The organism is Leifsonia tongyongensis (assembly GCF_010686705.1).
GTDB lineage: Bacteria > Actinomycetota > Actinomycetes > Actinomycetales > Microbacteriaceae > Diaminobutyricibacter > Diaminobutyricibacter tongyongensis.
In genome coordinates, this window is record NZ_JAAGWY010000002.1 from 683,712 (window position 1) to 697,422 (window position 13,711).

General features: G+C 64.7%; 17 protein-coding genes and 1 tRNA gene. 5 read left to right on the forward strand and 13 right to left on the reverse strand.

Annotated features, from left to right (window positions below; all coding sequences use genetic code 11):
* Window positions 1-32: 32 nt before the first annotated feature.
* Window positions 33-743, reverse strand: a complete 711-nt coding sequence (locus tag G3T36_RS11200) for a hypothetical protein (RefSeq protein ID WP_163289855.1) — start codon at window positions 741-743, stop codon at window positions 33-35.
* A 99-nt stretch (window positions 744-842) separates the two neighbouring features.
* Window positions 843-1,727: a fructose bisphosphate aldolase gene (locus tag G3T36_RS11205; protein ID WP_163289856.1), complete on the reverse strand. Its 885-nt coding sequence runs from the start codon at window positions 1,725-1,727 to the stop codon at window positions 843-845.
* A gap of 135 nt (window positions 1,728-1,862) precedes the next feature.
* Here G3T36_RS11205 and G3T36_RS11210 point away from each other — a divergent pair, with 135 nt between their 5' ends.
* From G3T36_RS11210 to G3T36_RS11220, 3 genes are read left to right on the forward strand one after another with little or no spacing between them, the layout of a single operon-like run.
* Entirely contained in the window at window positions 1,863-2,759 is an 897-nt protein-coding gene (locus G3T36_RS11210; protein WP_163289857.1) for an NAD(P)-dependent oxidoreductase, read from the forward strand.
* 48 nt (window positions 2,760-2,807) lie between these two features.
* The gene (locus tag G3T36_RS11215; protein ID WP_163289858.1) at window positions 2,808-3,734 is read left to right on the forward strand and encodes an aldo/keto reductase; all 927 of its coding nucleotides are present in this window, start codon (window positions 2,808-2,810) and stop codon (window positions 3,732-3,734) included.
* 13 nt (window positions 3,735-3,747) lie between these two features.
* Window positions 3,748-4,839 carry a DUF3533 domain-containing protein gene (locus G3T36_RS11220; RefSeq protein WP_163289859.1) on the forward strand — a complete coding sequence of 364 codons (1,092 nt, stop codon included), beginning with the start codon at window positions 3,748-3,750 and terminating at the stop codon, window positions 4,837-4,839.
* Here G3T36_RS11220 and G3T36_RS11225 read toward each other — a convergent pair.
* From G3T36_RS11225 to arfB, 6 genes are all read right to left on the reverse strand, one after another.
* The gene (locus tag G3T36_RS11225; RefSeq protein ID WP_163289860.1) at window positions 4,826-5,506 is read right to left on the reverse strand and encodes an SDR family NAD(P)-dependent oxidoreductase; all 681 of its coding nucleotides are present in this window, start codon (window positions 5,504-5,506) and stop codon (window positions 4,826-4,828) included. The genes G3T36_RS11220 and G3T36_RS11225 overlap by 14 nt on opposite strands.
* A 130-nt stretch (window positions 5,507-5,636) precedes the next feature.
* Window positions 5,637-5,999, reverse strand: a complete 363-nt coding sequence (locus tag G3T36_RS11230; RefSeq protein ID WP_205245053.1) for a hypothetical protein — start codon at window positions 5,997-5,999, stop codon at window positions 5,637-5,639.
* Entirely contained in the window at window positions 5,996-6,925 is a 930-nt protein-coding gene (locus tag G3T36_RS11235) for a LysR family transcriptional regulator (RefSeq protein WP_163289861.1), read from the reverse strand. Before G3T36_RS11235 ends, G3T36_RS11230 begins: the two co-directional genes overlap by 4 nt.
* Window positions 6,926-7,205: 280 nt before the next feature.
* Window positions 7,206-7,406: a hypothetical protein gene (locus tag G3T36_RS11240; protein ID WP_163289862.1), complete on the reverse strand. Its 201-nt coding sequence runs from the start codon at window positions 7,404-7,406 to the stop codon at window positions 7,206-7,208.
* 315 nt (window positions 7,407-7,721) lie between these two features.
* Window positions 7,722-8,168, reverse strand: coding sequence for a hypothetical protein (locus G3T36_RS11245; RefSeq protein ID WP_163289863.1), 447 nt, complete (start codon window positions 8,166-8,168; stop codon window positions 7,722-7,724).
* A gap of 273 nt (window positions 8,169-8,441) precedes the next feature.
* The gene (gene arfB, locus G3T36_RS11250; protein ID WP_163289864.1) at window positions 8,442-8,882 is read right to left on the reverse strand and encodes an alternative ribosome rescue aminoacyl-tRNA hydrolase ArfB; all 441 of its coding nucleotides are present in this window, start codon (window positions 8,880-8,882) and stop codon (window positions 8,442-8,444) included.
* A 126-nt stretch (window positions 8,883-9,008) separates the two neighbouring features.
* Between arfB and G3T36_RS11255 the strand changes: the two genes are divergently transcribed.
* On the forward strand, window positions 9,009-9,398 hold the full coding sequence (locus G3T36_RS11255) for an MmcQ/YjbR family DNA-binding protein (RefSeq protein ID WP_163289865.1): 390 nt from the start codon (window positions 9,009-9,011) through the stop codon (window positions 9,396-9,398).
* Between the two features lie 175 nt (window positions 9,399-9,573).
* Here the strand turns inward: G3T36_RS11255 and G3T36_RS11260 are convergent, their stop codons facing one another.
* From G3T36_RS11260 to G3T36_RS11270, 3 genes are all read right to left on the reverse strand, one after another.
* Entirely contained in the window at window positions 9,574-10,125 is a 552-nt protein-coding gene (locus G3T36_RS11260; RefSeq protein WP_163289866.1) for a hypothetical protein, read from the reverse strand.
* The gene (locus G3T36_RS11265; RefSeq protein WP_240148438.1) at window positions 10,122-10,742 is read right to left on the reverse strand and encodes an RNA polymerase sigma factor; all 621 of its coding nucleotides are present in this window, start codon (window positions 10,740-10,742) and stop codon (window positions 10,122-10,124) included. The genes G3T36_RS11260 and G3T36_RS11265 overlap by 4 nt, the downstream gene beginning before the upstream one ends.
* Before the next feature lie 268 nt (window positions 10,743-11,010).
* Window positions 11,011-11,478, reverse strand: coding sequence for a hypothetical protein (locus G3T36_RS11270; protein ID WP_240148439.1), 468 nt, complete (start codon window positions 11,476-11,478; stop codon window positions 11,011-11,013).
* A gap of 347 nt (window positions 11,479-11,825) precedes the next feature.
* Here G3T36_RS11270 and G3T36_RS19595 point away from each other — a divergent pair, with 347 nt between their 5' ends.
* Window positions 11,826-12,299, forward strand: coding sequence for a hypothetical protein (locus G3T36_RS19595; RefSeq protein ID WP_205245054.1), 474 nt, complete (start codon window positions 11,826-11,828; stop codon window positions 12,297-12,299).
* A 71-nt stretch (window positions 12,300-12,370) separates the two neighbouring features.
* Here the strand turns inward: G3T36_RS19595 and G3T36_RS11280 are convergent.
* Both G3T36_RS11280 and G3T36_RS11285 read right to left on the reverse strand, forming a co-directional pair.
* Window positions 12,371-12,444, reverse strand: a tRNA-Ile gene (locus G3T36_RS11280).
* A gap of 8 nt (window positions 12,445-12,452) precedes the next feature.
* The gene (locus G3T36_RS11285) at window positions 12,453-13,685 is read right to left on the reverse strand and encodes a glycosyltransferase (protein WP_338031555.1); all 1,233 of its coding nucleotides are present in this window, start codon (window positions 13,683-13,685) and stop codon (window positions 12,453-12,455) included.
* Window positions 13,686-13,711: the final 26 nt, after the last annotated feature.

Below are 13,711 nucleotides of genomic sequence, written 5' to 3' on the forward strand. Positions count from 1 at the left end.
CTGACTTCGAGCACGACGGCGCATCGGCACGATCATTTCGGCGGTGGGCACGCTTTCGTGATCGCCGCTGCCTTGTCGCCGTCCATCAGGGCTCCATCGCTCGGGTACCAGTTCTGGTGCGGCCACGTCGCGACGAACGTAGCGCGCGACGGCGCCGGCGGTTCAGCGACGCCGTTGGCCTCATAACAGGGCACCAGGAACTCGGTGAGGTAGTCGTAGAGGTACCCCAGCTGCTGTGGGGTCAGCGGCGGGGCGGGCCGGTATGGATGCTCGACGTTGCACACCCAAGCGCCGATCGCCTCCTTCTCATCGCTGGCGTCTGCGCCGACACTGCTGGGCGCGTCGCCCTTCTTCGCACCGGCCGGGTATCCGTTGGCGATCGGCACCCCCTGCTCGGTCAAGCACTGAGACATGACCGCTACCTCGGTGGCATCGGTGATGTACCCGCCGAAGGTGACCTGGGGTCGAACAGCTGATGGGTACTGGAGCAGCACCTGCTGCCAGGCTTGATCGGCGTTCGAGAGACGACGCTGCTCGGTCTGTGCTGCGGTCTGCGGGGCAGGCGCCGGCGAGGGCCCGAGATCGGGCATCGCAACCGTCACCGCCAACTGCGTAGGAGTGGGCGTGGGTATCGCCTGTGGATCGGCAGTGGCAGCCGTCGCGCATCCGGTCAGCGCTGCCAGCACCGCAACGCCTATCGCCGCCCGCCCGAGTTGCCCGATGTGACCGCGCTTCGTCGTCACAAGTCCACCCTTCCCCGTTGACCCGGCCCTCCCAGACGTGCCTGAGCATACTGTACGGTCTACCGCGATGTGGGCGGCGGATATCTCGAAGGAGAATGCTCAGGTGCTCGATGCCTCGGCGATACTGGCGATCGTCTCGTTCAGCATCCGGTCGAAATCCTCGGAGCTCTGCTGCACAGTGAGCCCCTCGAGCAGTGCTCGGGAGAAGCTCGCGATGATGCCATTGTTCCGCGCCAGACGTTCGTCAGCCTCATCCCTGCTGTAGCCACCTGAGAGTGCGAGCACCCGGAGCACGTTCGGATGCTCGACCAAAGGCCGGTAGAGGTTGTCGGTATCGGGGAGGGTCAGCTTCAGCATGATCCTGTGGTTCGCGTCCAGCTTGTCGACCTCGACGAGAAGGGATTCCTGCAAGAGATCCTCCGCTTCGCTCTTGCGCGTGCTGTGGATGTCGATCTCGATTTCGACGATGGGAACCAGTCCCGCCGCCAGCACCTGTTGCGCGACGGAGAACTGCTGCTCGACCACGGCCTGCATGCCCCGACCGGGCAGCGTGATGAAGGAACGCATCTTCGTCCCGAAGATGCCGTTGTCGATGGCGCGATCGAGCAGTCCGGGGAGGTTCGGGATCGGCTTCATCAGCTGGGCTCCGTCTGCGCTGGCGGACAGCCCCGCGTCGATCTTGAGGAAGGGCACGCTTCCCTTGACGTTCCACAGGTAGTCGGCGGATGGGCGACCGCCGATCTGGCGGTTCATCGTGTCCTCGAACAGGATCGTTCCGATCACCCGGCCGCCGTCGAAGCTGGGACTGGTGATGATCCGGGTTCGCATCTCATGCACCCGGTCGAACATCTCGGCATCGGTCGAGTAGGCGTCGTCAGGGATGCCGTACCGACGCAGCGCCTGTGGAGTGCTCCCCCCGCTCTGGTCGAGCGCCGCGACGAAGCCGGCTCCGACGCGGACCTTCTCCAACTGTTCGGTGTTCATCTCATCTCCTCCAGCCCATTGATACATGCCGCTTATCGGCCAGTCAATGAGCGGTCTTAGACACCACGACAACCCCCTGTCAGTCTGGAAAACATCCCCCACCTGCCGTTCGCCGGCAACTGATCGAAGGAAGTCATGTCCGAATCATCGAATCCCCAGCCCGCTGATCTTCGCGTGGCAATTCTCGGCACTGGAACGATGGGAGCGGCTATGGCCCGTTCGCTCCTGCGATCCGGGATCCATGTGACGGTATGGAACCGAAGCGTCGAGAAGACGAAGCCTCTCGTCGACGCGGGTGCGCGCGCCGCATCCAACCCGTACGGCGCGGTGCGCGACGCCGACGTCGTGCTCACGATGCTCTTCGACGCCGCCGCAGTCCTGCGCGTTGCCGCCGAGTTCCTTCCGGGAGTACGCGACACCGCAATCTGGATGCAGAGCGCAACGATCGGAGCGGACGGGATGCGCAGCGTCGCAGCTGCCGCATCCGGTCACCACATCAGCGTCGTCGACGCGCCGGTACTCGGTACGAAGGACCCCGCCGAACGCGGAGCACTGACGGTGCTCGCATCGGGCGAGAGCGGAGCCGTCGCGGCATTGCAGCCCGTTTTCGACGCGATCGGATCGAGGACGGTCGTTGTGGGCGATCGTCTGGGCGATGCCTCCGATCTGAAGCTTGTCTGCAATACCTGGGTCGCAAGCCTCACGGCCGGAACCGCCCAGTCGGTTGCGCTCGCCCGCGCCTTCGGGCTCGAAACCCAGGCTTTCCTGGACGCCATCGCAGGGTCGGCATCGGACAGCCCGTACGCGCACCTCAAGAGCGCAGTGATCCTGGGAGGCAACCGGGCTCCGCAGTTCGCACTCGACGGCCTGCTGAAAGACCTGCGCCTTGCACAGGCGACGGCCGGGCATTCGGCCACCACTTACCTCGACAGCCTGGAGCGTCTCTACACCGAGGCAAGCCAGGAGGGTCACGGCCACGAGGACGTCGCGTGGGTATACGACGCGATCAGTGCGCCGATCCCCACCCGCTAGCCGACGACACCATTTCACGAACCAACGACAAAAGAACAGGACGAACACATGAAAACCTTCACCCCGCCACAGACAACGTTTCTGGCACCCCGGGTCGTTCTCGGGCTGATGCGGATCTCCGCACTCGACGACAAGGAGATCCGAGCCCTGGTCGGTGCAGCCGGTGATGCCGGTATCAATTTCTTCGACCACGCCGATGTCTATGGCGGCGACCACGAATGCGAGAGGCGCTTCGGGGACGCGGTCACGTTCACACCCGCACACCGCGAGTCGGTCTTCCTCCAGTCCAAGGTCGGGATCAGGAACGGATTCTGGGACTTCTCGAAAGAGCACATCCTCAGCTCCGTCGACCGGACGTTGTCCGCTTTGCGGACGGACTACCTCGACATCCTCCTGCTCCACCGTCCCGACACTCTGGTCGAACCGGACGAAGTCGCCTCAGCGTTCGATCTCCTGCACAGCTCGGGGAAGGTCCGCAACTTCGGTGTGTCGAACCAGACTCCCGGCCAGGTCGAACTTCTCAAGCGCTCTGTGAGGCAACCACTCGCCTTCAACCAGGTCCAGCTCAGCATCACGCACTCACCACTCATCGCGGCCGGAATCACATCCAACATGGCCGGACTGGACCAGTCGGTCGACCGCGACAACGGCATCCTCGATTACAGCCGCCTCAACAGCATCACGCTGCAAGCGTGGTCGCCGTTCCAGAAGGGCTTCTTCAACGGTGTCTTCATCGGTGACCGCGAGAACTTCGGACCGCTGAACGATGCGCTCGACGAGATCGCTGCCGCACACGGCGTGACACCGACCGGCATCGCCGTCGCCTGGATTCTCCGGCATCCGGCCAACATGCAGGTGGTGCTCGGCACGACCAAACCGGAGCGAGTCGCGGAATCCGCTGCGGGGTCGGATGTGCAGCTGACGCGCGAGGAATGGTACCGACTCTTCACCGCAGCCGGGCACATCCTCCCCTAGATGCCGAAGCAGCATGACCAGGCGATCACGCATCCGTCGACTTGCGCCGGGCTCGCACCTGCCGGCACTTGTGGTGACCCTCATCATCGCAGCCGTCGCGGCCCTTTTCGCCGCTTCGTACAGCCTGGCCATGGCCGATCCCAAGCCACACGACGTGCCCATCGGTCTCGTGTCGAGTGCGGTCACGCCGACCCAGCTCCGCGCGGCACTCGCCGAGCCGACGACGACCACCACCTTTCGCATCACGACGTTTCCGACCACCGCCGACGCACTCGCCGCCATCCAGGACCAACGGATCTACGGTGCTCTCGCCGACGACGGAACATCGGGGCGCCTCTACGTCTCGAGCGCTTCGGGGGATTCGGTGGCCCGCCTGCTCGAGGCGGACGCCCCCGCACTCGAAACAGCGTTCGGGCATCCGGTCACCGTCGAAGACACCCACCCGCTGAGTCCGGGCGACCCCTCCGGGCTTGTCCTCTTCTATGTGCCGCTGGTCGCTGTGATCATCGGATTCCTCGGAGCCGTGCAGACCCGCACCAACGCAGCGAAACTGACGATCCGCGGCGAACTCTCCTGGGACCTGGTCCGGTCGGTGCTCGCCGCGTTCGCCATCGTTCTCAGCATCGGCGTCATCCTGCGGATCATGCCGATGCCGTTCTTGCCCGCCTGGGGTGTTCCCGCACTGACGATGCTCGTCGCCGGGATGACGTACAACGTGTTCCGAATGCTGATCGGGGCACGGTGGGCCCTTCTTCCGACGTGGGTCGTTTTCGTGCTGATCAGCAACCCGGCGTCCGGCGGGGCGGTCGCTCCCAGTCTCCTGCCGCCGTTCTACGAGTTCATAGGCAGGTGGATGCCTACCGGAGCAGCGGTCAACGCCATCCGCGACCTGGCGTACTTTCCGGGCAACCTGCATGCCGAACCGTACATCGTTCTCGGCGCATGGCTCGTCGTCACCACCACCCTGTTCGTGGCACTGCGCCTGTATCGTTTCGGCCCCGGTGTCCCTGGAGACGCCGTGAACGGGTTCGTGCACCGGCCGGCGGTCGCTGAGGACGGCCCGACATCAGACACGACGCCGAACCCGATCGTCACATCGAAATGAAGCCCCGCATGCGGTGCCCGATTGCGATGGACTCACCGGAGATGGCACCGGAGATCGGTGAGGCGAGGAACGCCACCAGGTTGGCAACGTCGGAGGGACTCGACTCGCCTGCCTTGCCGTACTCGACCTCCGAAGTGGGGTCGTCACGAACTGTACCGGGATTGACGACATTCACGGTCACCCCTGTACCGGCGACGGAATCCGCAAGATTCTTCGCCACGATGATCAAGGCGGCGTTCCGCACACTGCCAGTGATATTGCCGGTCGTGAAGGCGTTTTGACCGCTGATACCGACGATCCGGCCATATCCCGACCCCGTCATCACATCCATCGACGCTTTCGCGACCCGAAGGAATGCGAGGGCCTTCGCATCGACGGCTTCGAGCACCTGTGCCGGGTCGGAGTTTCGCGCCGGATCAAGGGTTCGAGCGCTCGGTGCCGCAGTGACGACGACGCCGTCCAGACGACCGTGACGAGCATGCACATCCGCAATCGCAGCAGAGACCGAGGAGTCGTCGCGCGCGTCGAGAACGATCCCGCCCTCGCCCCGACGCGACGCCGAAACGACGGTCGCGCCTTCGGCTTCCAGCCGGGCGACAACGGCCGTGCCGATCAGGCCACTTCCTCCCACGACGAGCACAACACGATTCTGGAGCTGTAGATCCATTCCTCAACCCTATTACCGGGGCTCAGTCGCACCCGCAACCGCATCATGGCGATAGCTCGATGCTCCAGTGGCCGTGTACGACGCAGCACCGGTACCGGCGAGTCGGCCGCCGTCGACGATGAGGTACTCCTCACGGATGGGGCGACCGGCAAACCAGTCTTCGAGGCGCGGCGATCGCCAGTTTCAATCTCGGCGCGTTCGCGATGCGCTCTGCGGTCAGGTAGGCGGGCCAGAAGGGCTGGGAGATGACGATGTCCGCATCCGCGAGTTCGCGGTTGAAGACCGAGTCGGACCCTTCCTTGTCGGAGGTGACCACGAGCTCATGCCCGGCCGCTTCCACAAACGCCCGCAGCCCGAGCTCGCCTGAGACTGACCCGAGCAGTTCCCCCGGCGTGAAGTCGATCGCCGACGGCGTGGGCAGCGACTGGCCGTCCGGGTACCGGCGGAGCGCCGGGATGCTGTCCCGGGCGTAGACGGGAGGATATCCGCTCACGGGGTCCGGGTTGCAGAGGGGCCGATGGCGAAGAGCTCGTTCAGCGAGAGCGCGGCTGCGGTCTTCGCGAACGACCGGGCGATGAGCGAGCCTGGTTCACGTGAACCGATCGCCACCACGATCCGCTGTCGCGCCACCGGCTCGGCCATCGTCACGACGTCGGGCCCCGTCGGGCCGCCCCTGGGGAACAACCAGTTGCTCGGCACGATGCTCGCCCACCGTCCGGTCCTGACCAGTGCATACAACGACGCGATCGAATCGGTCTCGACCTGCGGATCGAGGACGAGACCCTGGTCGGCGAATGCCTGATCGATCAGCTTCCGGCTGTGCATCCGTTGATCCAGCATCGCCAGCGGAAGGCGATGCGCCTCGACCCACGGCATCGACGTACCCCTGTCGGGCAGTAGCTCGCGCGGGACGATGAGGACGTAGTCCTCGTCGTAGAGAGGCACGGTCTCCAATCCGGCCTCGTCCGCCGGCCCGGCCGCCATGACCGCCGCGTCCAGTTCGAACTCCGACAGCATCCGAACCAGGTCGTCAGCCGACAGGCGGGTCTGAACGCGAACCTTCGCGAGGGGATGGATGGCCGCGAACGCCTCCACAGGCAACGAGACGGTAGTCGACGCTGTCGGGGTCGCGCCGACGCGAAGGGTTCCGGTGAGCCCGGACTGGACCGCCCGCACCTCGGCCTTGAAGGCGTCGTGCTCGGCCAGGATGCGCTTGGCCCAGATGACCAGACGTTCGCCCTCGGGCGTCAGCCCTTCGAACGCATGACCGCGGTTGATCAGCGTGACATTGAGCTCCTGCTCGAGTTTGTGGATCGCCGACGACAGCGCCGGCTGCGAGACATAACTGGCCTCCGCGGCCCGGCCGAAATGCTGCTCCCGAGCAATGGCGACGAAGTATTCGAGCTGACGGAAGAGCATCGGTGCGCTCCTTTGCTGCCTGTGACTGACAGTCATTTTCCCGCGAACCAAACCGCAAACCTAGCGGTCGATTCACCGCGGTTATCGGTCGGTCGAAGCAGGGTCTTGGACAGGCGCGCGCCACTACCTCCACAAGCAGCGCGCTCTCGAAGCCGCCTGAACCACGGGGTGCAGGCCGTGCCCGCCACGTCGGGACATGCCGTCCAGCTCGAGGTGGCGGGGACGCCCCTAGTGGGCGGGCACACCGCGCGCTCCGGTATCCGGCGTCGTAACGGCGCGCTCAGGCGCCGAGCAGCAGCAGTGCGTGGTAGACGACGTAGGCCGGCCAGACGATCGCCTCGAGCAGCCCGAGGACGACACCCCAGAAGGAACCGTTCGACACCGACACGAAGTAGACCGCTGCTCCAATGTAGGCAAGCAGGAAGAAGAACCCCCAGGGACCGTCCCGCACGATCACCCGCGCCCGACTGTCCGAACTCATAGGATCACCGCCCTCGAGGTCGCCCTGACCTCCGTGCCAAGAAGGTTAGCGGTCTGCCGTGCGGCGCGCTACCGCGTCGCAGAACAAGGCGTTGGGCAGATCCAGATGGTGCGCGCCGGCCGGCCTAAAGGCCGAGTGTGAAGACGGTGAGGATGGGGATGGCGGTTGTCGCCGGCTCCGACAGTGACCAGATACGTGACCATGAAAGCCATGAGGGCCGTCGGCAACGCGATGGGTAGCCAGCCGGTCGGGCGCCGAAACATGCTCCCTTTGGTCAGCTCGCCTTGCATACCCGCAACACTATATGAGGGCTTCTCACCTGAACGATGCAGGCGATAGAACTACTGTGGTGGCCGCGCCGAGTCGTTCCACCGCCCTGACACGAGAAATCGAGTTCGTGTGGCCCTGAGCAACGCGAGTGATTTCAAGCACCTTGCCGGTAGCGGTGTCTATGACCACCTGGACTTCCCCGATCACGGGAATTGGGGCGCCCGGTGCACCCTTGAACCCTGCCTGCTGAACATTCTCCGTGCACGTGACCAGGAGGAAATCGTGCGACATCGCCTCGGGCGTGGTGTCCAGGGTTGTCACATCCGGCGACACTGCGTCCCAGACAGCTCTACCAGGCGCTCGAACCACGCTCACGGGCGTACCGGGCTCGGTTGCAAGCAATCTGCCCACCGCGTTCACCATGTTCCACGTCGGGGTTTCATCTGCAGGAATCACCGCGTCGAGGGCGCGGTCAGTCGACTGGTTGGTCACAGCCGGATTCGCGGTCCGCGATGGTGAAGGTGCCGGAGCCGCTGCGCCCGCCGCAAGAGGTGCGCACGTAAGGATGATGGCGGCGAGTGCTGTGCCTGCGAGAACAGACGTGGAAGCCTTGCGCGAGATGGTCATGGGGCTGCCCTCTGCTCAGTTGCGCTCGAGGCTAGCGGAGCACCTTCGCTGTGTCTAGCTCCGTGCGGTTCCCATCACGCTAGGAGCACGAGTCGTACCCGGATTTGACTGAACAGCTGCCGGCAGATCGAATGACGCTCACGCGTCGTGAGGAGGACGACGCAGTCGCTTGACGTCGGTGCGCCGCTTCTTCGCTTCCAAACGCCGTTGCTTGGCACCTCGACTTGGCCTCGTCGGTCTTCGCGACGGTGCTGGCGGCAGGAGGGCGTCAGCCACGATTTCGGCCAGCCGGACGCGCGCAGCTTCCCTGTTGCGCAATTGCGCGCGGTGCTCGGATGCCGCGATCGTCAGCATTCCGTCGACAAGGCGACTGCTCAGACGCTCGAGGAGTCGCTCCCGCTGCAACGGCGAGAGAACGGCGGACCCTGCAACATCCCACACGAGTTCCGCCCGGGAGTCGGCAGTGTTCACACCTTGCCCGCCAGGTCCGGATGACCGCGAAAACCGCCAAGACAGCTCAGACTCGGGGATCGTGAGTCCGGAGTCGACCCGAAGGCCGGGACGGTGAGCAGCGGGCATGCGTCCATCATCCTCTTCCGCTCACTCTCCACCTTGCGCCGAAGTGCAGTGACGACGACGCACGTTAGCTGATCGTCAACTGAAGCCTCGTGCATCCCTGTCGGTAGTGCAGCCTAGGCTCACACCGTGGCCACTCTCGACGACCTGCGCCGGACCGCTGTTCGGTTGCCCGGTAGCGAGGAGCGCGCGACGGCGGGCGGTGCCGCATGGTTCGTTCGCGGCAAGCTGTATGCGTGGGAGTGTCATCCTTGGCCGAGCATCCCCGCAGACATACGCGAGACAATCGCGGCCGAGCTCGTCGTCGGAGTGAAGGTCGCCGACCGCCTGGACGCGCTCGCCCTTGTCGAAATGGCGCCCAACGTGTTCCTGCGCACCACGACCACCTGGGGTGAGCCGAAGGTCGCATTCCGCATGGCCGGCATCGACGAGGACCATCTCGCCGAGCTCGTCACGGACGCCTGGCGTGTGCAGGCGCCGAAGTATCTGCGGCGAGAACTCGACGACGTCAGCCCATAGAGGATTGGCTAGGGACCGGCACTTGTTCGACATCAGCGGAAGGCTCACGAGCGCCACATCGTGAGGAAGACCAAGCTCCTGGTTCGCACCTAGGTCACCGTACGCTGCGGCCAAACCAATCCGGCCGAAGGCACCCCGGATCCGCCGAAGGTCTTCCTTCTGGGTACCGCAGAGCTCAGGTCCCTGGACCGCTGCCTACCGTAAAGTGCCCGACCACGGTCATGCCGTCGCTCTTGTAGACCTTGATCCTCTGTCCATTCGGGTATCGCTTCAGCCAGTCGGCCTGCTGCTTGAGAGCCTGGGCTGGGGAGGTCGGCATGGGGCCGCCGAACTCGGCTTCAATCAGTTCCGTACTGAGTACATACCCGCGCACGGTGGCTCCGGCGTTGTCGGTGCCGTCCACTTCGATGAGGTCGGGCGCGACCGGACTATCGCCCTGATTGCCATAGGTTTGGCCGCGGGCGTTGACCGGCCAATGCGGAATGCGAGCGTAGGACGGCGAAGCGGAGGCATCGCCGGACGGGAGCGCGATCCAGCCTGCATGCTCGGCGGCAACAGCAGCCGCACCGACGCTGGCGACCGCTCCGAGCCCGATGACTCCGATGACAAGCCAGCGCCGACGTCGGCGTTGCTTCACAGGCACGACCACTCGGTGTTCGACCATCTCAACGAGGAAGGACCGGATCATGTCGCTATGCGACGCCGAGAACGGGATGTCGTTGTTCACAGTGAACTCCAGACGCTGTCGAGTCGAATGTCCCCGTCAATTCCAGCCGCCAGTCGTTGCTTCGCTCGCGACAGACGAGACTTCACGGTGCCGACAGGGACACCCAGGGTGGCCGCGACCTCGGACGTGCTCAACTCATCCAGGACGCACGGGGCGAGGATCTCCTGGTCCCTGGGGCCAAGACGATCGAAGGCTGATCTGACCGCTGTCGCCCGTTCGACCGCGCCAAGGCGTTCGGCGATCTCATCCGCGTGGTCGGGCTCAGGCACGGGCGGTGCGATACGTGGCAGCACCGCCCGGTAGCGCCGTCGGGCCCGCCGCTCGTTACGCGCGAGGTTGTTCGCGGTGACCAGAAGCCACGGGAGCACCGAGCCTTCAACCACTCGAACACTCCCTTGACGGCGCCAAGCTTCGACGAAGACCAGCGCGACAAGGTCTTCTGCATCGGAACGCGAGTCACTGAGACGCAGCACATGCCGGAAGACGCGGTCGCGATGCCGGTCATACAGTCGGCCGAAAGCCTGGCCATCGCCGTTGATCGCCGCAGCAAGCAACGTGCCGTCAGCGCTTTCGTCCATACCCTGTATTGTCCGGACTCCCGATTCGGTTCCATGCAACTCCTAAACGGAGCTGAAGGTGCGGGAGCCGCTGCGCCCGCCGCAAGAGGTGCACACGTAAGGATGATGGCGGCGAGTGCTGTGCTGCGAGAACAGACGTGGGAGCCTTGCGCGAGATGGTAATGGGGCTGCCCTCTGCTCAGTTGCGCTTGAGGCCAGCGGTGCACCTTCGCTGTGTCTACTGCCCCTCTTACCCTCCTACGAGAAGAACCCCGACGAACATGATGCTCGCCGGGGGCGTGAGGAAGGTTCAGGCAACCAAGCAGGCTCAGTCCTTCTTGAGCCTCATGATTGTTGTGGTACCGAGCATGCTGGCCGAGTAACTGATTGTGTCGTCCTGGAATGTGAGCTTCTTGGTGTCATCTTGCGAGGACAGGAGGGCTGACTTGGTCGCCTCCTTGTCACGCGTCGAGGTCCATACATACGGAGTCGACGCGTCGGTCGGCGCAGTGAACGTCCCGACCCAGTAGATCGACTTCGTATCGCCGCCGTTGCTCACCCAGTTGATGGTGATGACGTCGCCGGTGATCTCGGCCTCCTGGTAACTGTCTTTGCTGGCCGAGTTGGTCTGCTTCCAGGTGCCGGTCAGGTCGGGAGCCTGCGCGGCTTCCTTGGTCGGCGAGGCGGAGTTGGTGTTCGAGTCCGAGGAAGACGATGTAGTGGCGCCGCAACCGGTCAGCGCGAGACCGGCAGAGAGGGACACAGCAATGGCAAAGGATGTAGTCAGTTTATTCATAGGTGACTCCATCGTGACAGATCTTGGCCGTTCCTCAAGCCCCACTCGAGGGCTGAGGCTCCACGGACAGCTACTCTTTCGCCATGACCAATCCCACTCCGAAGCGATGGCCTCTCATCACGTTGGGCGCGGTCAGCGTGGTCGTTGTACTCCTCGTCATCGTGGGTGTCGCCTCGAATGGAGCTGAGCCAACGCACGGCAGTTCCTCACCCGCCGCTGCGCTGAGCGCCAAGCCGACAGCAGCAATCGCGCTGACCCCGGCCCCGGCTCCCAAGCCGACACGGTCCCCTGCCACGCACCCAGCGCAAACCGGGCTTCGGCAGGTCCACACCGTCCGAACTGAACCTATGGACATCAACCTCACAGCAGGGCAATGTCGCATCCGAACCGTCAACGCAGTCGCCGGGGACTTCCTTCCCGACCCGGCCTGCACACCCGGCGCCGTCGACCCCGCCGTCACGGAGGCGACGATCGGGACGACGATCTGCGTCTCCGGATACACCGCGAGCGTCCGCCCACCGACATCCGTCACGGGACCAGCGAAAGTCGCCTCCCTCGCTGATTACGGAATGGCACCGAGCCCAACGACCGAATACGACCACCTCGTGCCGCTGGAGCTCGGCGGCGCGTCAAGCGTTTCCAACCTGTGGCCGGAGCCCAATACGAGCACCGCAAAAGGCGTCAACAACCCTAAGGACGCCGTGGAAACCGCACTGAAGAAGGCCGTTTGCGCCCACGAAGTGCAACTGCTCGCCGCCCAGAACGCCGTCGCGTCCAACTGGACCACCGCCGAAAGCGTCCTAGGACTTGCCTCCCGTTGACCTGTAGTGGGGGCACAGCGCGGCGGCCAGGCGAAGGTACGCCATTTCTCGTGATGAGAGGCGCCGTACGGTAGGGCGGACGGGACTTGAACCCGTGACCGGCGGATTATGAGTCCGATGCTCTAACCAGCTGAGCTACCGCCCCTAGGACGACTACTCTTTCGTCGTCACCGGCGGGGCCGCCTCCGTCACCGGGTCGGCCACCGCCTCACCACGATACAGGCTTTCGAATGTGGTGAGTGTGCGCTGGATGTCGTGTGCCGCGACGATTCCGAGTGACGCGTTCTTGAGCACATCCAGCTCTTCCTGCGGCATCAGCAGGATGCGCTCGATGCGGTCTGCGAGAGCATGGGCGTTGCCCGGCTCGAAGAGGTAGCCGTTCTCGCCGTCGTGCACCAGGTGCGGGAGCGCCATCGCGTTCGCAGCGACGACGGGCAGTGCCGACGCCATGGCCTCCATGGTGGCGATGGACTGCAGTTCGGCGATCGAGGGCATCGCGAAGATCGTGGCCCGCGTGTACGCCTGGCGCAGTTGTTCATCCGTCACGTAACCGGAGAATGTGACGCGGTCCGCGATGCCGAGTTGGTCGGCCAGGTGCTGCAGATTCTTGAACTGGTCGCCGCCTCCGACGATTTCGAGTTTCGCATCCAGCGAGGCAGGCAGGAGCGCGATCGCCTTCAGGAGGACGTCGATCTGCTTTTCGCCGGTTACGCGGCCGACGAAGAGGATGCGGTTCTCGGTGCGCGGGGAGAAGTCGGGCGTGTAGTTGTGGGCGTCGATGCCGCAGGAGATCGCGTGCACGCCGCGGAGCCCGGTGAACTTCTCGAGGAAGTCCGCGGCCTTGCGGGTCGGGGTGGTGACGGCTTCGGCCCGCCCGAACGTGCGGCGGGCGGCTTTCCACGCCAGCCCGATCGCCCACTCCTGGATCCACTTGGGCAGGAGCGTGAACTCGAGCATGTTCTCGGGCATGAAATGGTTGGTGCCGATGATGCGGATCCCCCGCTTCTCGGCTTCGACGGACAGGCCGCGCCCCACCACGATGTGCGACTGGAAGTGGACGACGTCCGGCTTCACGTCATCGAGGATGCGCGCGCTGTTCTGCTTGATGCGCCACGGGATCGCGAAACGCAGCCAGTCGTGCGGGTACCAGCGCCAGCTGTACAGGCGGTGCGCCGTGACTGTCTGGCCTTCGTATTCTTCGGTCCACGTTCCATGCTTGCTCGATGCCGCCGGCGCGACGATGTGCACCTCGTGACCACGCGCTACGAGGCCCGACGCGAGGCGCTCAGCGAAGCGCGCCGCCCCGTTGACGTCGGGCGCGAAGGTGTCGGCGCCGATAAGGACCTTCAGGGGTTTCTTCGTTCCCGAAGGTGAACCGGTGGGCACGGAGTTATGCGAACCGTTCGAATCGG

Excerpts from the sequence above, each read along its gene's own strand:
- G3T36_RS11205 (WP_163289856.1), bottom strand. The coding sequence starts at position 1,727 with ATGAACACCGAACAGTTGGAGAAGGTCCGCGTCGGAGCCGGCTTCGTC.
- G3T36_RS11210 (WP_163289857.1), top strand. The coding sequence starts at position 1,863 with ATGTCCGAATCATCGAATCCCCAGCCCGCTGATCTTCGCGTGGCAATT.
- G3T36_RS11215 (WP_163289858.1), top strand. The coding sequence starts at position 2,808 with ATGAAAACCTTCACCCCGCCACAGACAACGTTTCTGGCACCCCGGGTC.
- G3T36_RS11220 (WP_163289859.1), top strand. The coding sequence starts at position 3,748 with ATGACCAGGCGATCACGCATCCGTCGACTTGCGCCGGGCTCGCACCTG.
- G3T36_RS11225 (WP_163289860.1), bottom strand. The coding sequence starts at position 5,506 with ATGGATCTACAGCTCCAGAATCGTGTTGTGCTCGTCGTGGGAGGAAGT.
- G3T36_RS11235 (WP_163289861.1), bottom strand. The coding sequence starts at position 6,925 with ATGCTCTTCCGTCAGCTCGAATACTTCGTCGCCATTGCTCGGGAGCAG.
- G3T36_RS11240 (WP_163289862.1), bottom strand. The coding sequence starts at position 7,406 with ATGAGTTCGGACAGTCGGGCGCGGGTGATCGTGCGGGACGGTCCCTGG.
- arfB (WP_163289864.1), bottom strand. The coding sequence starts at position 8,882 with ATGCCCGCTGCTCACCGTCCCGGCCTTCGGGTCGACTCCGGACTCACG.
- G3T36_RS11270 (WP_240148439.1), bottom strand. The coding sequence starts at position 11,478 with ATGAATAAACTGACTACATCCTTTGCCATTGCTGTGTCCCTCTCTGCC.
- G3T36_RS19595 (WP_205245054.1), top strand. The coding sequence starts at position 11,826 with ATGGACATCAACCTCACAGCAGGGCAATGTCGCATCCGAACCGTCAAC.